The sequence below is a fragment of the Leucobacter sp. Ag1 genome (assembly GCF_000980875.1).
GTDB classification, from domain to species: Bacteria; Actinomycetota; Actinomycetes; order Actinomycetales; family Microbacteriaceae; genus Leucobacter; species Leucobacter iarius.
In genome coordinates this window covers 91,642-109,967 of sequence record NZ_LAYO01000111.1, presented here as the reverse complement: position 1 = coordinate 109,967, position 18,326 = coordinate 91,642, and the positions used below count along the sequence as shown (strand labels likewise).

18 protein-coding genes are annotated in these 18,326 nt (G+C 68.9%); 8 read left to right on the top strand and 10 right to left on the bottom strand.

The window, feature by feature from the left end; translation table 11 throughout:
- Window positions 1-33: 33 nt before the first annotated feature.
- Together nagB and XM48_RS16155 are read right to left on the bottom strand one after the other, a co-directional pair.
- A complete protein-coding gene (nagB, locus tag XM48_RS16160; RefSeq protein ID WP_046456968.1) occupies window positions 34-804 on the bottom strand; it encodes a glucosamine-6-phosphate deaminase in 771 nt (256 codons plus the stop codon).
- A gap of 70 nt (window positions 805-874) precedes the next feature.
- On the bottom strand, window positions 875-2,314 hold the full coding sequence (locus tag XM48_RS16155; RefSeq protein ID WP_046456863.1) for a sugar porter family MFS transporter: 1,440 nt from the start codon (window positions 2,312-2,314) through the stop codon (window positions 875-877).
- Window positions 2,315-2,450: 136 nt separating this feature from the next.
- Between XM48_RS16155 and XM48_RS16150 the strand changes: the two genes are divergently transcribed.
- The 4 genes from XM48_RS16150 (at window position 2,451) to XM48_RS16135 (ending at window position 6,850) form a co-directional block, all read left to right on the top strand.
- Window positions 2,451-2,903, top strand: a complete 453-nt coding sequence (locus tag XM48_RS16150; protein WP_046456862.1) for a GNAT family N-acetyltransferase — start codon at window positions 2,451-2,453, stop codon at window positions 2,901-2,903.
- A gap of 105 nt (window positions 2,904-3,008) precedes the next feature.
- Window positions 3,009-3,926, top strand: a complete 918-nt coding sequence (gene rarD / locus XM48_RS16145; RefSeq protein WP_046456861.1) for an EamA family transporter RarD — start codon at window positions 3,009-3,011, stop codon at window positions 3,924-3,926.
- Window positions 3,927-3,977: 51 nt separating this feature from the next.
- Complete coding sequence (locus XM48_RS16140; protein WP_046456860.1) at window positions 3,978-4,310, top strand: metal-sensitive transcriptional regulator; 333 nt, start codon at window positions 3,978-3,980, stop codon at window positions 4,308-4,310.
- A 152-nt stretch (window positions 4,311-4,462) separates the two neighbouring features.
- Complete coding sequence (locus XM48_RS16135) at window positions 4,463-6,850, top strand: cell wall-binding repeat-containing protein (RefSeq protein WP_046456859.1); 2,388 nt, start codon at window positions 4,463-4,465, stop codon at window positions 6,848-6,850.
- 78 nt (window positions 6,851-6,928) lie between these two features.
- Here the strand turns inward: XM48_RS16135 and ccsB are convergent, their stop codons facing one another.
- The 3 genes from ccsB to XM48_RS16120 are packed head-to-tail and all read right to left on the bottom strand — an operon-like array spanning window position 6,929 to window position 9,518.
- Window positions 6,929-7,903 (bottom strand): c-type cytochrome biogenesis protein CcsB, encoded by a 975-nt coding sequence (gene ccsB / locus XM48_RS16130; protein WP_231580923.1) that lies wholly within the window; start codon window positions 7,901-7,903, stop codon window positions 6,929-6,931.
- 42 nt (window positions 7,904-7,945) lie between these two features.
- Window positions 7,946-8,749: a cache domain-containing protein gene (locus XM48_RS16125; protein ID WP_052961579.1), complete on the bottom strand. Its 804-nt coding sequence runs from the start codon at window positions 8,747-8,749 to the stop codon at window positions 7,946-7,948.
- Window positions 8,750-8,762: 13 nt separating this feature from the next.
- The gene (locus XM48_RS16120; protein WP_046456858.1) at window positions 8,763-9,518 is read right to left on the bottom strand and encodes a GntR family transcriptional regulator; all 756 of its coding nucleotides are present in this window, start codon (window positions 9,516-9,518) and stop codon (window positions 8,763-8,765) included.
- 117 nt (window positions 9,519-9,635) lie between these two features.
- Between XM48_RS16120 and XM48_RS16115 the strand changes: the two genes are divergently transcribed.
- From XM48_RS16115 to XM48_RS16100, 4 genes are all read left to right on the top strand, one after another.
- On the top strand, window positions 9,636-10,682 hold the full coding sequence (locus tag XM48_RS16115) for an ABC transporter ATP-binding protein (RefSeq protein ID WP_052961578.1): 1,047 nt from the start codon (window positions 9,636-9,638) through the stop codon (window positions 10,680-10,682).
- Window positions 10,683-10,787: 105 nt separating this feature from the next.
- A complete protein-coding gene (locus tag XM48_RS16110; protein WP_046456856.1) occupies window positions 10,788-11,972 on the top strand; it encodes an ABC transporter substrate-binding protein in 1,185 nt (394 codons plus the stop codon).
- A gap of 81 nt (window positions 11,973-12,053) precedes the next feature.
- Window positions 12,054-12,968 (top strand): ABC transporter permease, encoded by a 915-nt coding sequence (locus XM48_RS16105; protein WP_046456855.1) that lies wholly within the window; start codon window positions 12,054-12,056, stop codon window positions 12,966-12,968.
- 15 nt (window positions 12,969-12,983) lie between these two features.
- Window positions 12,984-13,790: an ABC transporter permease gene (locus XM48_RS16100; protein WP_046456854.1), complete on the top strand. Its 807-nt coding sequence runs from the start codon at window positions 12,984-12,986 to the stop codon at window positions 13,788-13,790.
- Between the two features lie 123 nt (window positions 13,791-13,913).
- Here XM48_RS16100 and XM48_RS16095 read toward each other — a convergent pair whose 3' ends face one another.
- The 5 genes from XM48_RS16095 to XM48_RS16075 form a co-directional block, all read right to left on the bottom strand.
- On the bottom strand, window positions 13,914-14,396 hold the full coding sequence (locus XM48_RS16095; protein WP_046456853.1) for an SRPBCC domain-containing protein: 483 nt from the start codon (window positions 14,394-14,396) through the stop codon (window positions 13,914-13,916).
- A 119-nt stretch (window positions 14,397-14,515) separates the two neighbouring features.
- Window positions 14,516-16,189 carry a cytochrome c biogenesis protein ResB gene (locus tag XM48_RS16090; protein WP_046456965.1) on the bottom strand — a complete coding sequence of 558 codons (1,674 nt, stop codon included), beginning with the start codon at window positions 16,187-16,189 and terminating at the stop codon, window positions 14,516-14,518.
- Between the two features lie 46 nt (window positions 16,190-16,235).
- Window positions 16,236-17,012 carry a cytochrome c biogenesis CcdA family protein gene (locus XM48_RS16085; protein WP_046456852.1) on the bottom strand — a complete coding sequence of 259 codons (777 nt, stop codon included), beginning with the start codon at window positions 17,010-17,012 and terminating at the stop codon, window positions 16,236-16,238.
- A gap of 4 nt (window positions 17,013-17,016) precedes the next feature.
- Window positions 17,017-17,652 carry a TlpA disulfide reductase family protein gene (locus XM48_RS16080; RefSeq protein WP_046456851.1) on the bottom strand — a complete coding sequence of 212 codons (636 nt, stop codon included), beginning with the start codon at window positions 17,650-17,652 and terminating at the stop codon, window positions 17,017-17,019.
- Complete coding sequence (locus XM48_RS16075; protein WP_046456850.1) at window positions 17,649-18,293, bottom strand: histidine phosphatase family protein; 645 nt, start codon at window positions 18,291-18,293, stop codon at window positions 17,649-17,651. The genes XM48_RS16080 and XM48_RS16075 overlap by 4 nt, the downstream gene beginning before the upstream one ends.
- Window positions 18,294-18,326 lie beyond the last annotated feature (33 nt).

Genomic DNA, 18,326 nt, shown 5'->3' with positions numbered 1-18,326 from the left:
GTCGAGATATTTGACGACGACGAGCGCGAGGATTCAGGCCGGCAGGTGCTTGAGCACGTGCTCGTAGTACTCGGTGAGCTCCAGCTTCGCCGCAGCCGCCCGGTCGATGATCACGGTCGCCTCCGGGTGCAGCTGCAGCGCGCTCGCCGGGCAGCGGCTCGACAGCGGGCCCTCGATCATCTCGGCGACCGCATCGGCCTTGCCGGCCCCCTGGGCGACCAGCAGCAGCTCGCGCGCGTCGAGGATCGTGCCGAGCCCCTGGGTGAGGCAGTGCACCGGCACCTGATCGGCGGAGTCGAAGAAGCGGGCGTTGTCCTGACGCGTCTTGGGTGCCAGGGTCTTCGGGCGCGTGCGCGATCCGAAGGACGACGTCGGCTCGTTGAAGCCGATGTGCCCGTTCGCGCCCAGGCCGAGCAGCTGCAGGTCGACGCCGCCGGCCTCGCGGATGCGGCGCTCGTAGTCGGCGCAGGCCGCCTCGAGATCGGGAGCGGTGCCGTCGGGCACGTGGACCCGAGCCGGATCGAGCCGCAGCGGCTCGGTCACGGTGCGGTGGATCACCGAGTGGTAGCTCTCTGGGTGCTCGAGCGGGAGCCCTACGTACTCGTCGAGCGCGAAGGCGGTGACGCCCGCGGTGTCGAGCGAGCCGTCCGAGACCTGGCGCGCGATCTCGGCGTAGGCACCGAGGGGCGACGATCCCGTCGCGACGCCGAGCACGGCGAACGCGCTCCGACGGATGACCGCGGCGATGCGCTCGCCGGCAACGCGCCCGACCTCTTCGGGCGTCTCGACAATGATGACCTGCATGCGCACATGCCTTTCGTAGTGGTGCCGGGCGCTCTGCCCAGGCCCGGCGTGCCTCTAGTCTGCCCGATTTTCAGTCGGCACGATTCTCGGCGGGCCACTTGCCGCCGTTCTCCCAGAACAGGCGGATGTCGTCGAGCGGACGCCCCTTGGTCTCGGGCGCGAACCTGAGCACGAACAGGAACGCGAGCACGGCGAAGACGCCCAGGACCGCGAACACCCCCGCTCCGCCGGTGAGCTTGAGCAGCGGGAGGAACGCGACACCGACGATGTAGTTCGCGACGAGATCGCTCGTGAGCATGGTGCTCGACCCGAGCCCGCGGAGGTGCGACGGGAACGCCTCGCCCGCATACACCCAGATCATCGATCCGAAGCCGAAGGTGAAACCGACGTTGAAAAGCACGAGGCCGAGGAAGCCGAGCGCCACGAAGCCCCCGTCGAGGCGCACGTTCGTCGGATCCTGGCCGGCCGCGCCGAAGCCGAAGGTCGCGACCATCAGGATCCCGGCGACGACCATGATCCCGATGCCGGTGAGCAGCACGGGCCTCCGACCCATGCGATCCACGAGCGACATGGACACGAAGACCGCGATCAGGCCGATCACCTGCACCAGCGCGGGCAGTCCGAAGATCGCCATGTGGTCGGTCTCGGCGAAGCCCATCGCCTTGATGATCTGCGGGCTGTAGTAGACGATCGCATTGATGCCGGTGATCTGGACGAAGAAGCCGAGCAGCACGACGAACACGGTCGCCCGCAGGTAGGGCTTGCGGAGCATCTCGGCGAGGCCCTTGCGGACGGACGGGACTCCCGATCCGCTGTCGAGCTCGCGCTGCATCGAGGCGATCTCGCCCGCGGTGTCACCATCCGGCTCGATCAGCGCCTGCACCCGGGTCGCATCCGCGACGCGTCCACGCATCATGTACCAGCGGGGCGTGTCGGGGGCGCGCAGGAGCAGCAGCGTGATGAGCACTCCGGGCACCGCCGCGGCGCCGAGCATGATCCGCCAGTTCTCGGTCGGGGCGAGCGCCCAGGCCAGCAGGTAGCCGAAGATGATGCCGACCACGGTCGCGACCTGGTACATGACGAGCAGCGCACCGCGGATCTTGGTCGGCGCGGACTCGGCCACGTACATGGGAACGACCACGATCGAGATGCCGATCGAGACGCCCAGCAGCACGCGGGCGATCGCGAGCGAGGGGACGTCCCACGCGAGGCCCGAGGCGAGCGAGAAGATCGCGAAGGTGGCCGCGACGAGCACCATCATGCGCTTGCGCCCGAAGCGGTTGGCGAGCGAGCCGCCGATAAGGGCGCCGCCGATCTCGCCGAAGATGACGAAGGAGGTGAGCACGCCCTTCTCGGCCTCGCTGCGGATGTCGAAGGTCTTGGCGATGAAGTCGAGCGCGCCGCCGATGTTCGACGAGTCGTAGCCGTAGATGATGCCGACCGTCGCCGCGGCGACCGCGACGAGCAGCGCGGTCTTCGACGAGGTTCTGAGTTCGTGCAGCAGCCCCATGCGCGCACCCTTCTTGTGCTTCGGTTCTTCGGCGCGAATCCGTGCCGAAGGCTCGGAGACCCACTCATCGTACGGCGATCCTGCATGTCTGCCGCGCACCACTTGCGCATCGCGTCGGGAGCGCTAGCCTGAGTACATGAGCCAGCTGCGACTCGAAGAACTGTCCGCCGCGACGATCGTGGCCGTGAACAGCCTGGGCCTGAAGCCCGGGCAGGAGCAATTCGTCACGCCCGTCTCCTACTCCGCAGCCGCAGCGGTCACCCCGATAGGGTCCGCCTGGCAGCGCGTCGTGCTCGACGGCGATCAGGTGGTCGGCTTCGTGCACGGCAACTTCGACCCCGACGCCAAGGAGGAGGAGTTCCGCGCGGCGCTGTGGCGCATCAACGTGGACGCCGAGGCCCAGGGCATGGGTGTCGGCCGCTTCGCCGTCGCCGCACTCCTCGATGAGGCCCGCACGCGCGGCGTCGGGCGCCTGACCGTGCTCTGGGAGCGCGGCGAGGACGGCCCCGAGGTCTTCTTCCTGCGCATGGGCTTCGTGCCCGTCGGCGAGACCCAGTACGGCGAGGTCATCGGCGCCATCGATCTCTGATCCGGTCCGGATCACACCGGCGCCCCGGCCCGATCAGGGCCGGGGCGCCGGTGCGTTCCGGGCCCGCGCACGTCCCCGCTCCCGTTCGACCTCCTTGGATCGCCCATGAACTCCTCCGCCGCAGCGCCGCCGCTCTCGCGCGGTGTGCTCGTCTCGCTCGGCTCGTCGGTGAGCTTCGCGATCCTCTACTTCGCGACGCCCATGCTCTCCCCGCTGCCGGCCGAGGCGATCTGGGCGGTCCGCGCACTCGTGACGCTGCCGTTCGTCGGGCTCGCCCTGCTCGCCATGCGCCGCCGCTCGCTCATCGTCGAGGTCGGTTCCCTGGTGCGGCGCCGACCGATCGCGCTGCTCGGGATCCTGATCTGCGGCCTGATGCTCAGCGCGCAGCTGTGGGTGTTCGGCTGGGCGCCGCTGCACGGACGCGGCCTGCAGGTCGCCCTCGGGTACTTCCTGCTCCCGCTCGTGCTCGTCGTGATCGGCAAGTTCCTGTACCGCGACCACCTGCGCTGGTGGCAGTGGGTCGCCGCGGGGGTCGCCGCGATCGGCGTCGTCTGGGAGATCGTCCGCATGGGCGGGGTCTCCTGGGAGACCCTGCTCGTCGCGCTCGGGTACCCGGTCTACTTCGTGCTGCGCCGCTCGCTCGGCACCGGACACATCGGCGGGATGTTCTGGGAGCTGCTGACCGTGCTCCCGCTCGCGGCGACGGTGCTCGGCATCGAGATCGCGACCGGCACGGCGTTCTCCGAGCACCCGGATCTGCAATGGACCGCACCGCTGTTCGCACTGTTCGCCGCGTTCGCGCTGCTGCTCTACATCCTCGCGTCGAAGCTCCTCTCGATGAGCCTCTTCGGACTGCTGAGCTACGCGGAACCGGCGCTGCTCGTCGTCGCCTCGCTGCTGCTCGGCGAGACCATCGCGTCGGGGGAATGGCCGACCTACATCGCGATCTGGATCGCCGTCGCGATCCTGGTGCTCGGCGGTCTGGGCGAGCTGCTGCGCGCTCGGCGAACCCGCCTCGACTGATACCCCTCGGGGGTGTACTCTGCCGCCATGCACGAAACGCGGGAGGCGCACATGAGCATCGCGGAGATCGGGACGACCGAGCCGGCCGAGCCGACGGACGAGCACACGCACGGCTACGACGCGCACAAGGACGACCTGCTGAAGCGGCTGCGCCGGGCAGAGGGCCAGGTGCGCGGCATCCAGCGCATGGTCGAGGAGGACTCCTACTGCATCGACGTGATCACGCAGGTGAGCGCGGCTACCAAGGCGCTCGAGCGCGTCGCACTCGCGCTGCTCGACGACCACCTGAGCCACTGCGTCTCGGACGCCGCCGCCAAGGGTGGGGCGATCGCCGAGGGGAAGCTCAAGGAAGCCTCGGACGCGATCGCGCGCCTCGTCCGCTGAACCGTTCGACGCACGAAGACGGCTCCGGCGATTTGCTCGCCGTTTCAACCAAACAAGACAACGATCCGGAAACTGCTTACTATTACCCTCCAGGGAGCTTCCTCTCATACAGGAGCCTCCTGATTTCTGCTCGGTAATCAGCTAAGGATCCCGTGAAAACTCGCCTAGCTTCCACACTCTCCCTCGTCCTCGCGGCATCCCTGGTCGGATTCGGGCTCGCGCCCGCCTCCGCCGAGGAAGCCGCGGCGCCCGAACCCGTCCCCGCGGCCCCCGTCTTCGACGAGTCGACCCCGACGGTGGATGCGAACGCCACGCCCGACGAGCTCCCGGTCATGGGCGACTACGCGGTCTCGGAGTTCTCCGCAGCGGCCGCCGAGATCGACCCCGAGCTCGCCGAGGCGGCCCAGCGCGACCTCGGCCTCAGCACCGAGGAGTACCTCGCCCAGGGCGAGGCCGCGACCGATGGCACGACGGTGCTCGAGGCGCTCCAGGAGCGCAGCGCCGGGGTCGTCGGCGGCCGGGTCACCGGCACCGAGCTCACCGTCTACGTCACCGACCCGGAGGCCGCGGCGCTCGCGGAGTCCGCCGGCGCCCGGGTGAGCTACGACGCTCCTCCGACCGCACCCGAGGCCGAATTCGAACCCGCGGCGGATCTGTACAGCGGCCAGCCGTACGGCAGCATGGTCACCAACAACTCCTGGTACCGCTGCAGCACCGCGTTCAACGGCCGCGCGCTCTCGGGCTCCGGCGCCTACCAGACCCTCACCGCCGGACACTGCTACAAGTCGGCGTACCCGACGCTCAAGGCCCTCAACTTCACGAAGGCCAACGACGACGACCCGAAGAACTCCCCGAAGGTGACCGTCGGAGCCACGCTCGGATCCTGGGTCTCGGGGTCGCCGATGTACGGCAACGGTGCGGACACCGCGCTCATCTCGATCGCCACCGGAAACTTCTCGCCGAAGTCGGGCCTGCTGGCCTGGGGCGGCGGGAAGGGCGCGCCGAACTCGGGCGCGAAGAAGCTCGTCACGACCTCGACCTCGACGGTCGCCGGAGCCCCGATCTGCAAGACGGGCTCCACGAGCGGCTGGACTTGCGGCCGCGTCACCTCGGTCGACCAGACCACGAACGTCGCCGGGCATCTCGTGAACTCGATCCGCTCGACCGCCTGCCTGATCCCCGGCGACAGCGGCGGCGCCGCGGTCGTCGGCACCTCGGCCGTCGGCGTGAACTCCTCCACGACCACGTCGGCCTCCTGCGGCCAGTCCGGCTACCAGTCGGGCTACGCACCGATGGTCTCCAAGCGCGCCGGAGCCAACAACAGCGTCTCGGGCCGCCTCGGTGGCAACTGGGAGCCCCTCGTGACGGTGGCTCTGGTGCCGAAGGTCACGAGCCTCCCCGCGAACACTCGCGTGTTCGCCGGCGGGACCCTCTCGGGCACCGCCACGAACGTCGCGTCGGGCAACTATCTCAAGATCCAGTTCTCGGGAGAGACCAAGGTCCGCACCGCGAAGATCGTGAACGGCAAGTGGTCCGTCTCGCTGGCCGGACTCACCCCGGGCACGAAGAGCTTCACCATGCGCGGAGCCTGGGGCAAGTGGTCGATCGGTGCTCCCGTCTCCGGCTCGCTGCGGATCATCGCGAAGCCGTCCGTCGCGCGATACGCGGGCGCGGATCGCTACGCGACCAGCGTGGCGATCTCGAAGGCGGCCTACCCGAGCGGAGCGAAGACGGTCTTCATCGCGACCGGCGCGAACTACCCCGACGCGCTCGGCGCCGGCCCGATCGCGGCGAAGGAGCACGCACCGCTGCTCCTGACGGCGAAGACGCTCCCCGCGAGCGTCACGGCGGAGCTCACGCGGTTGAAGCCGACCGAGATCGTCATCGTGGGCGGCACCGGAGCGGTTCCGACGTCCGTCGGGAAGGCTCTCGGCAAGTATGCGAAGAAGGTCACCCGTCTCGCCGGCAAGGATCGTTTCGACACCTCGCGCAAGCTCGTCAAGCGCGGGTTCCCGACGTCGGCGCCCGCGGTGTACGTCGCCACCGGCATGAACTTCCCCGATGCGCTGTCGACCGGCGCGGCGGCCGGCGCCAAGACCCGTCCGGTGCTGCTCGTCAACGGTACCCGCCCGCTGGATGCGACGACCAAGTCGTTCCTGAAGGGTCTGAAGACCACCAGCGCCACCATCACCGGCGGCACTGGAGCGGTCTCCTCCCGGATCCAGAGCGATCTGAAGGCGGCGGGCATCTCGACGACGCGGGTCTCCGGCGCCGATCGCTACGCGACTTCCGAGGCCATCGGCCGGGTGTCCTTCCCCACCTTCAAGACGATGTACTTCGCCACGGGACGGGGCTTCGCCGACGCGCTCGCGGGATCCGCGATCGCCGGCGCGCAGCAGACGCCGCTGTTCATCGTCCCCGGCTCCTGCGTGCCCGGATCGATGATCACCGACGCACTGAACCAGGGGGTCACCCAGGTGCGGCTGCTCGGCGGCACCGGAGTCGTCGCCTCCGCGGTCGGATCGCTCAAGCGCTGCTGAACGAACCGTCCGCGTGACAACGGAGCGGCCCCCGAACCATCTGGTTCGGGGGCCGCTCCGTTGTCACGCGGTGCCGGGTCAGAGTCCCGAGTAGGCGTGCAGGCCCTTGAAGAACACGTTCACGATGGTGAAGTTGAACAGCACTGCGGCGTAGGCGATGATCGACAGCCAGGCCGAGCGGGTACCGCGCCAGCCGCGCGTCGCCCGCGCGTGGATGAAGCCCGCGTAGAGCACCCAGATGACGAAGGTCCAGACCTCCTTGGTGTCCCAGCCCCAGTAGCGGCTCCAGGCGGACTCGGCCCAGATCGAACCGGCGATCAGGGTGAAGCTCCAGAACACGAAGCCGATGATCGCCATGCGGTACGAGAGGTCCTCGAGGCGGGTCGAGTTCGGGAAAGTCGCGAGGAACTTCATCGGTTCGCCGGAGCCCGCCATCACCCTGTTCTCGCGTCGGGTCTGCAGCAGTTGCAGCACCGAGAGCCCGAACGAGAGCGTGAGGAATCCGGTCGCGAGCACGGCGACGAGGATGTGGATGACCAGCCAGTAGGACTGCAGGGCCGGCGGGAGGGGCACGATCGCCACGTAGAAGTTCACCTTGGCGAGGCCGAGGAACAGCACGGTCAAACCGGTCACGAGGGTACCGAGGAAGCGCAGGTCGACGAAGATCTGCACGAGCAGGAAGATGAGCACGATCGCGCAGGTCGCGGTCAGCGCGAACTCGTACATGTTCGACCACGGCACGCGCCCCGCACCGATGCCGCGCATGATGGTCGCCGCGAGGTGCAGCAGGAACCCGAGCACGGTGAGCGAGAACCCGATGCGGAGCGAACGGGAGCGCCGCCCGGGCGCCTCGGTCGGGGCCGCGGTGCGGGTCAGCGTCGCGACGCCGCCCCCGGCCGACTGCTCGGCCGCGGCCGGCTGAGCCGCCGCGAGGCGGGTCGCATCACCGCTGCGGTTGGCCAGATCGACCGCGTAGAACACGAACGCGATCGCGTAGACGATCATCGCCGAGTAGAGGGCGAGAGTGGAGTTCAGTTCCAGCGAATCGAGCACAGCTCCGCATTCTATCCGCTGAGCCTGAGCGCGCGAACCGGCTCAGTCGTGGAACACGAGCCCGAGCGGGGCGTCGCCGCACCGCAGCACCTTCGCGTCGGGCAGATCGAGCTCGATCCCCGCCCCGCGCCCGGCCTCCGGATCCTCCGCGAGCAGGTCCGCGAGCGCTTCGGAGACACCGGGGATGCGGAGCAGCGATCCCGGTGCGCGCCGGGTCTCGTTCGAGATGATGACTCGACCCGCGTGGCTCACGATCGTGACCGCCCCGGGCACCGAGCGCAGCACCGGCATCAGCGCGCGCTCCATGCGCGAGACGTGCACGTCCGCTCCGACCACGCCCGAAGGCCGGCCGACCTCGCCGACCAGTGCGGTGATGGTGACGGTGTAGTCGTCGGTGCACAGGTAGTCCACGTAGGGGCCGGTGACGTGCCTGCGCCCCGTGGTCGCGGGCACCTTCCACCACTCGAGCGTCGTGTAGTCGCGGAACTGCTCGGCCTCGGGGTCGTCGACGGTCGCGAGCCGGCGCAGTGCAGCGTCGGGACCGCGCTCGGCCGGGATCTCGAGGCGCCGCAGCCACCATGCGAGGTGCCACGCGGCGTCCCCCAGGAACCCCGGGGCGGAGACGAAACCCGCTCCGGTGATGAGCCCGTCGTCGAGCAGTTGCGGGATCGCGAGGTCGCCCACGATCGGGTCGAGCCGCTTCGCCGTCGGCGGCGCCTGCCCCGGCGCTTCCAGCGCGCGACGGATTTCCGCACCCCAGTCGTCGACCGTGCGGAACACCGCGCCGAAGGCCTCTCCGACCTCCTGCGCGGCGTGACGAGCGGAGTCCCCGTTGTCTCCGATCATGAGTGATGTCCTTTCATCCCTCGAGAGCGGCTTCGAGCCGTTCCTTCTCCTCGATGAGCCAGTCGGCAGCCGCCTCGATGTGCGCCGTCGCGGCGGCGCGGGCCGCTTCCGGTCCGCGCGCGAGCGACTCCAGGATCTTCGCACGGGCGAGGCTGCTGCGCTCGCGCCCCTCCGGTTCGCGCAGCCAGAGCCAGAGCAGGCTGCCCGCTTCGACCTGCAGCGTGAGCTCGGCGCGGACGAGTCGCGGGGACTGCGAGAGCGCGGCGACCTCGAGCTGGAATCGCCCGACGGCTCGGCGCGCGGCTCCGAGGGATTCCTCGACGGGTCCGTCCTCGAGTTCGGCGAGCCGCTCCAGGTCCTCCGGCCCCGCACGATCCGCGGCCGCCTCAGCGGCGGCTCCCGCGATCGCCGCGTAGTAGAGCGCGAAATCGCGCAGCTCGCCGCGGCTCATCCCGCAGACCCGCTCGTCCATGAGGCGCGCGGCGCGCTCGCGGTCGAAGGTGACGAAGCTGCCGCCCTCGCGTCCGCGTCGGGTCTGCACGAGCTTCTGCTCACGGAGCGATTCGAGCGCTTCGCGCGCGGTCACGACGGCCACGCCGAAGCGGCGCGCCGTCTCGCTCTCGCTGGGGAGCCGTTCGCCGTCGCGCAGGATTCCCGAGAGGATCGCGTCGCGCAGGCGCTGAGCCACGCGCTCCCCGCGGCCGACGCCGTCGAGGGGCGTGAACACGACGGCGCGTGCGGCGTCCGCCTGGGCGAGATCCCGCGGCATCCGGCCTCACCTCCGTCGGTCCGTTCGTCGATCGTTGCTTCACCGTAACATGACCGACTTGCGTTAAACATCTGGAGTCATATGATTGTCGCTATCCACACATCAAAGGAGATGTTCATGACTGCACCGCAGCTCGAACCGGCCATCCGACTCACCGGCCTCACCCGCGAATTCGGCACCGTCACCGCGGTCGACCACGTCGACCTCGAGATCGGCAGGGGCGAGTTCTTCTCGATGCTCGGCCCCTCCGGCTCCGGCAAGACCACCGTGCTGAGGCTCATCGCCGGATTCGAGCAGCCCACCTCGGGCACGGTCGAGCTCTTCGGCGAGGACGTCACCGCGAAGGCCCCGTTCGATCGCAACGTCAACACCGTGTTCCAGGACTACGCACTGTTCCCGCACATGAACGTGCTCGAGAACGTGGCCTACGGACTCCGCGTCCGCGGCGTCTCCCGCGGTGAGCGCAAGGCCCGCGCCATGAAGGCCCTCGAGTCGGTGCGGCTCGAGCACGTCGCCGAGCGCATGCCGTCGCAGCTGTCCGGCGGGCAGCGCCAGCGCGTCGCTCTCGCCCGCGCCACCGTCGTGGAACCCGCGGCGCTGCTGCTCGACGAACCGCTCGGCGCCCTCGATCTCAAACTGCGCGAGCAGATGCAGGTCGAGCTGAAGCAGATCCAGCGCGACCTCGGCATCACCTTCATCTTCGTCACGCACGATCAGGAGGAGGCGCTGACCCTGTCGGACCGGATCGCGGTGTTCAACGCCGGCCGGATCGAGCAGCTCGGCACCCCGGCGGAGCTCTACGAACGTCCGGGGTCCCGCTTCGTCGCGGACTTCGTCGGCACCACCAATCTGTTCGACGCCGAGCTCTCGCAGCGGCTGCTCGCGCGCATCGGCGAGCACTCCATCCGGCCCGAGAAGATGCGACTCGCCGCCGAGCGGGCCGCGGAGCCCGGCACGCTGAGCGCCCCGGGCACCGTGGTCGAGTCGATCTACCTCGGCAACTCGACCCGCGTCGTGGTCGATCTCGAGGCGGGCCAGCGCGTGAGCGTGCTCGAGCAGAACGCGAGCGGCGACCGCGGCGACCTGCGCGGCCAGCACGTGTTCGTCGAGTGGCACGAGAGCGCCATCGTCGCGCTCGACGTCCCGGCACCGCTCGCCGCCTGATCCGGCACCCGGACCAGCCCCCGTACCCCGTACCCGACCCACATTTCGATCCGACCCAGGATCGGCGAAGCCGCCGATCCGTCACACCCTCGAGGAGAGGAACCCATGACCCGCAAGATGACGCAGCGTCGCGTCGCAATCGCCCTGGCGAGTGCGGCAGCGCTGACCCTGATGCTCGCCGGATGCGGCACCGCGAACAGCGGTGGCGGCGGAGGCACCGTGAAGGAGGCCGAGAAGCTCGGCAAGACCGAGGGGTCCGTCTCGATCCTCGCCTGGCCCGGCTACGTCGAGGACGGCTCCAACGACCCGAAGGTCGACTGGGTCACGCCGTTCGAGAAGGAGACCGGCTGCACCGTCACCACTAAGACCTTCGGAACTTCGGACGAGGCGTTCAACCTCATGAAGACCGGCAACTACGACGTGATCTCGGCCTCGGGCGACGCCTCGCTCCGCCTCGTCGCCTCCGGCGCCGTGGCACCCGTCAACACGAAGCTCCTGAAGAACTACGACGGGATCTTCAGCTTCCTGAAGGATCGCGCCTGGAACACGGTCGACGGCAAGTCCTACGGAGTCCCCCACGGCTACGGCGCGAACGTGCTGATGTACGACACCAAGACCTTCCCGACCGCGCCCGACTCGTGGGACGTCGTCTTCGAGAAGGCCGGCGACCACAAGGGCAAGGTGACCGCGTACGACTCGCCCATCTACATCGCGGACGCCGCGATGTACCTGATGGCGCACCAGCCCGACCTCGGCATCAAGAACCCCTACGCGCTCGACCAGAAGCAGTTCGATGCGGCCGTGAATCTCCTCAAGGAGCAGAAGCCGAACATCTCCGAGTACTGGGGCGACTACCTGAAGGAGGTGCAGTCGTTCAAGTCCGGCACCAGCGTCGTCGGCACCAGCTGGCAGGTGATCCAGAACGTGCTCGCCGGCGAGGGCGGCAGCACCGCGGTGACGATCCCGAAGGAGGGCGCCACCGGATGGAGCGACACCTGGATGATCTCGTCCAAGTCGAAGAGCCCGAACTGCGCGTACGCGTGGCTCGACTACATCTCGAGCCCGAAGGCCAACGCCGAAGCGACCGCCTACTTCGGTGAGGCTCCCTCCAGCCAGGAGGCCTGCAAGTTCCGCGACGACTGCGAGGCGTACCACGCGGGCGACGCCGAGTACGCGAAGAACATCTGGTACTGGACCACGCCCATCGCCGACTGCGTCGACGGACGCACCGACGTGAAGTGCATCGACTACGCGGCCTGGACCAAGGCCTGGCAGGAGATCAAGGGCTAGGACGCTCGGCGTCCCACGGCGGGGAGGCGTGCAACGCCTCCCCGCCCCGGCCCCCGTCCCACCCGAGAGGATCCAGACCCCATGAGCACCTCCACCGCAGCCCCCGCCGCCATCGCAGCGCGTCCGCCGAGCATCGCCCGACGCTTCTCCTCCTTCCTGTACGCGCACCCGCGCTTCCGCCTCACCATGCTGCTGACCGCGCCGCTCTTCTGGCTCGGCCTCGTCTACATCGTCGCCCTCGTGCTGCTGCTCGTCACCGCGTTCTGGACCACGGACAGCTTCACCGGTGCGATCAACACCACGTTCACGCTCGACAACATCATCGGCGTCGTCACCGACTCGCTCTACCAGACGGTCACCCTGCGCACCGTCTTCGTCGCGCTCTGCGTGACCGTGATCGATGTGGCGCTCGCGCTCCCCATCGCCTTCTTCATGGCGAAGGTCGCTTCGCCGCGCACGCAGCGGATCCTGATGATCCTCGTGCTCACCCCGCTCTGGGCGTCGTACCTGGTGAAGGCGTACGCCTGGCGCTCCGTGCTGTCGGAGGACGGCCTGCTCTCGTGGCTGCTCACCCCCGTCGGCGGAGGCACCCCCGGCTACGGGCTCCCCGCGACCATCATCACCCTCGCCTACCTGTGGCTGCCCTACGTGATCCTGCCGATCCAGGCCGGACTCGAACGCGTGCCCGATTCGCTGCTCGAGGCGTCGAGCGACCTCGGCGGCAAGAGCTGGCGCACGATCCGCTCGGTCGTGCTGCCGATGGCGGTCCCCGCGATCATCGCCGGCACCATCTTCAGCTTCTCGCTCTCGCTCGGCGACTACATCACCGTGCGCATCGTGGGCGGCACCAGCCAGATGCTCGGCAACCTCGTCTACGACAACGTCGGCAGCGCCAACAACCTACCGCTCGCGTCCGCGATCGCGCTGATCCCGATGGTGATCATCTTCATCTACCTGTTCATCGTGCGCCGCACCGGCGCGCTCGACAATCTCTAGAGCAGGAGCCCGAACATGCGACTCTCGAAGCCCTCGCGTCTCACCCTCGGCATCGTCACCGGGGTGATCCTCGCGGCGATCTACCTGCCGCTGCTCGTCGTGGTACTGAACTCGTTCTCCACCTCGAAGTCCCTCACCTGGCCGCCGCCCGGCTTCACGCTCGAGTGGTGGGGCCGCGCCTTCACCAACGCGGGCGCGATCCAGGCGACCGGGACGAGCCTGCTCATCGCGGTGATCGCGACCGCGATCGCACTCGTGCTCGGCACGCTCATCTCCCTCGCGCTGCAGCGCTTCAAGTTCTTCGGACGCGAGGCGGTGAACCTGCTCGTGATCCTGCCGATCGCGCTGCCCGGCATCGTCACCGGTATCGCGCTGAACAACTTCTTCCGCACCATCCTCGGCGTGGACCTCGCGCTCTGGACCGTCGCGGTCGCGCACGCCACCTTCTGCATCGTGACCGTGTTCAACAACGTGATCGCGCGCCTGCGCCGCATGGGGACCAATCTCGAGGAGGCCTCCGCCGACCTCGGGGCCGGCGTCTGGACCACGTTCCGGCTGGTGACGTTCCCGCAGCTGCGCTCCGCTCTGCTCGCCGGCGGGCTGCTCGCGTTCGCGCTGTCGTTCGACGAGATCATCGTCACCACGTTCACCGCGGGCGAGGGCGTGACCACGCTGCCGATCTTCATCATGAACAACATGCTGCGCCCGGCGCAGGCGCCGATCATCGCCGTGATCGCCGTCGTGCTGATCGTCATCTCGATCGTGCCGATCGCCATCGCGCAGAAGCTCGGCAACGGAGGCGGCGAGGTGAAGGGGAAGTAGGGAACGCCTGGCTTCGCCGGTTCCGCCGAGTGGCGGCAAACCCATCTGATGGAGACCCCTTCAGAAGCGTTTGCCGCCACTCGACGCATTTCTGGGCTGGGTGGAGCGGGGCCGTGACCCGGGTCAGGCGGCGAAGAGGCGCGCGAGATTCGCGAGCGAGGAGGCGAGACCCACAGCGTGCTCCACCGCCGAGATGCCGTTCGGCACCCGTTCGGCCCGGATCTCGGCGATGCTGCCGCCCGGCGTCGCGGGGTCCTCGCGCACGCGCCAGGTCATGAGCATGGTGCCCGCGAACGCCGGATCGTCGGAGACGAAGTCGATCTCCTGCACTACCCGCTCCCCCTCGACCAGTTCGACGAAGCGGGCCTCGACCACGTCGGTGCCGTCCGTGGTCTTGCCCTTCGGGCCCCGGCCGGGCTCCCCCGCATTCTCGTACGCGAGCGCCATGCGGTACCCGCCGCCGGGCGTCGCGTCGAAGCGTCCGAAGGAGCCGCTCATGCCCTGCGGCGGCAGCCAGGCGAGCAGCAGCTCGGGATCGACGAAGGCGCGGTACACCTCGGCGGGGGTCGCGGCGATCGGGCGTGCGGCGGTATCGGTGCGGGGCATGCCTCGACGGTAGCAAGCCGGGCTTCGCGGGGCGTTTCCCAAGGCTCGGCCCGGTCCTTCCCGAGCCGGCCGTGCCCGGGGTGCCCCAGACTCCGGGCCGCAGGCCGCCGGAGCCCCGCCTACAGCCGGGATCGGTGCTGTTCGCGCAGCTCCGCGACCGCGCGCTCGAGCGTCGGGTCGTCGCCCCGGGCGAGGCCCGCGTACTGCAGCACAACGCCGTCCTCGGTCGCCTGCGCCTTCACCCACATGCGTCGGCGCGGCACGAAGAGCGAGGTGAGCAGTCCACCGAGCGCCGCGAGCGCGAAGATCAGCACGTAGTTCTGCGCCGGGTTCTGCATCACGTCGAAGGATGCGTACCGAGGCACCTTGTCGAGCGTGATCGTGCCCATGCCGTTCGGCAGCTCGGTCGTCTGCCCGGGCTTCAGCTCGATCGACTTCTTGTCGATCGCGCGGCCCGTGAGCTGCGTCATCTTGCTCGTGTCGAGCGCGTACACCGACTGCGGAATCCCTTGGTCGATGCCGAGGTCGCCCGAGAACACGTCGAGCGTGAGCACGGGGTTCAGCAGGTCGGGGTAGTTCGAGGTGAACGCCCCGCTCTCGAGGTCCGCCTTGGTCGGGTAGAAGAAGCCGCGCAGGCCGACCTGCGTCGACTTGCCGTCCGTGTCCTTCAGCCCGTAGGGCACCTTGAGGACGCCGAGCGAGGTCAGCGTGCTGTTGTCCTGCGGGATGAACGGCATCGACTCGCTGTAGACGACGGTGCCCTTCGGATCCTTGATCGTGATCGTCGGCGCGTAGCCGTTCGCGATCAGGTAGATGGGCGAGCCGTGCACGCGCAGCGGATGGTTCACCCGGATCTCGTCCTTCGAGGTCGACCCGTCGGGATCGATGAGCGTGACGTGCGCGATGTAGTCGAGCACCTGGCCGATGGCCTTCGTGTTCTTGTCGTTCGGCGTGACGTACTTCACGTCGAGGTCGTCGAGCCGCATGCGGAACGGCGAGAGCGTGGAGTCGTCGAAGGATCGACCCGAGTTCGCCGAGTCGTAGTCGATGAGCTGATTCAACAGCGTGTCGCCCTCGACCAGCACCTTCTGCCCGTTGAAGCTCAGGGCGCCGCCGAGAGCGACGCTGACCAGCACGCCGACGAGCGACAGGTGGAACACGAGGTTGCCCGTCTCGCGCAGGTAGCCGCGCTCGGCCGAGACCGACACGGACCCGGGACGGGAGCCTCGCCCCTCGACGCGCTGGATCTCGGGGCGGTAGCGCTGCTTCTTCAGCACGCCCGCAGCCTCGGCGACCGCCCGCTCGGCGAACTCGTCGCGCTCCGCGTCGGAGGCGTCGGGGTTGGAGATGCGGACCTCGGAGAACCCGGCCATGCGCTGCAGGCGGGCCGGGGTCTTCGGCGGACGTCCGCGGAGCGCGCGCCAGTGGTGCAGGATGCGGGGCAGCACGCAGCCGATCAGCGAGATGAAGAGCAGCAGGTAGATGGCCGAGAACCAGACGGAGCCGTAGACGTCGAACGCCTGGATCGGGAACGCGTCGAGGAACTTGAACAGCTCGGGGTGCTGCTGCTGGTACTGCAGCACGCCGTTCGGGTCGGCGCTGCGCTGCGGCACGAGGGATCCCGGGATCGCGGCGACGGCGAGCAGCAGCAGCAGCACGAGCGCGACGCGCATGCTGGTGAGCTGGCGCCAGAACCAGCGCAGCCAGCCGACGAAGCCGAGCTCGGGCGACTCGATCTTCTGCGACGCGACGCGGCCGCTGTTGCCGTCGTCGTAGTCGCTCGGTCGGCTCAGGTTCTCGGATTCCCGCCCGCTTCCGCGGGAGTCCCGGGATCGAGGGTCAGAGGATCGGGGCATAGCTCGAGATCACCGCCTGCAACGCAAACATCATCCGGCTCCACAGGCCGGTCACCATCAGAAGTCCGATCAGGATCAGCAGGCCGCCGCCGATGAGGTTCATCACGCGGATGTGCCGCTTGAAGAAGCTCATGGTCTGGGTCATCCAGCCGAACCCGAAGGCCGCGAGCACGAAGGGGATCCCGAGCCCGAGGCAGTAGAAGATCGCGAGGATCACGGCACGGCCGATCGATCCCGACTGCGAGCTGAGCGAGAGCACCACGGCGAGCGTGGGGCCCATGCAGGGCGCCCAGCCGACGGCGAACACGATGCCCAGCAGCGGCGCGCCGATGAGCCCGACCCGCGGCTTCAGCTTCAGCTTGGTGGTGCGCTGCATGCGCGAGAAGACGCCCATGAACACGAGCCCCATGAGGATCACGATGACGCCCATCACCCGAGTGATCGTGTCCTGCCAGTCCCAGAGCCAGAGCCCGATCGAACCGGCGAACAGATTGAAGAGCACGAAGACGAGCGTGAAGCCGAGCACGAAGAGCAGGGATCCCAGCAGCATGCGACCGCGCTCGCGACGACCGGCCCGTTTCGGGTCCGCCGCGGCGGTGCTGCCCGAGTCCGATCCGGAGGTGCCGGAGACGTACGCCAGGTAGCCGGGCACGAGCGGCAGCACGCACGGCGAGAGGAACGATACGAGCCCTGCGGCGAGCGCGATCGCCACAGCGACGACCAATTGGCCGTCCGCGACGAGTCTGCCGATCTCCCCCACGACGCTACTTGGTCTTCTCAGCGAGGGTCTCGTTGAGCATGGAGCGCAGCTGCCCGGCGTCGGCGAGCTGGCCGAGCACGCGGTGCGCGACGCGGCCCTCGGCGTCGAGCACCAGAGTCACCGGGGTCGCGTTCAGCGGGATCGCACCGGCGAAGGCCCGCTGCACGCCGCGATCGCCCTCGACGTCGAGGATCGACGGGTACTGCACACCGAACTCCTCGGAGAACTGCTGAGCCTGAGCCGCCTGATCTCGGGTGTTGACGCCGACGAACTCGACGCCCTTCGGCGCGAACTCCTTCTGGGCCGTGTTCAGGTCCTTCGCCTCGACTCGGCAGGGAGCGCAACCGGCGTACCAGAAGTTCACGACCGTGACGTGGCCGAGCGTCTGCTTCGATCCGAAGGTCGAGCCGTCCTCGGTCTTGCCCGAGTACTCGACGGGGGCCTTGCGCTTCTCGGGAGGGATGCTCACCGAAGAGCCGTCGCCCGAGATGTAGCCTTTGCCGCCGCCGTCCTTCCACTGCTCGGGAAGGGTGTCGTTGCCGCCGCTGCAGCCGGTCAGGGCGACGGCCGCCGCGAGCGGGAGCGCGAGGATCGCGGCGATCCTCGCGGCACCGCGCCGGTTCTTCGATCGACCGGTCACACGGCACCTACATCCACGGAATCCTCCACCAGGTCTGCGGCGGGCTCACGGTAGTCCACTTCGAACCACCGCTCCCCTCGCCGCTCGAACGTCGTGATGCTCGACAGCGCGCAGCGCCGCTTCGCGGGGTTGTGCGCGAGCGACCGGCCCGCGATGTCGAGGTGGGCGATCCAGATGGGAGCCTGGTGGCTCACCATGACGATGTCGCCGTCGCGCACCGAGTCCCAGTGCTCGTCCATCGCCTCGCGCACGCGGCCGGCGATCTGACGGTAGGGCTCGCCCCAGCTGGGCCGCAGCGGGTTCCACAGCTTGGGCCAGTTGCGCGCCTGCTTGAAGGCGGCCTCGGGGCCCGTGTTGGGAAGGCCCTCGAAGCGGTTGGTCGGCTCGATGATGCGCTCGTCGGTGACGATCTCGAGCCCGAGCGCGGCGGCGACGGGTCGCGCCGACTCCTGCGTGCGCTGCAGCGGGGAGGCCACGAGCTTCGCGACCACGCGGTCGCTGCCGGCGATCTCGAGGGCCGCGGCCTCGGCCATGCGGTGGCCGAGCTCGGAGAGGCGGTACCCGGGCAGGCGTCCGTAGAGGACGCGGTCGGGGTTGTGCACCTCCCCGTGGCGCACCAAATGCAGGAGTTTGTCGCTCACTCCTTCATTCTACGTTCGACTCGTCTGGGCGTT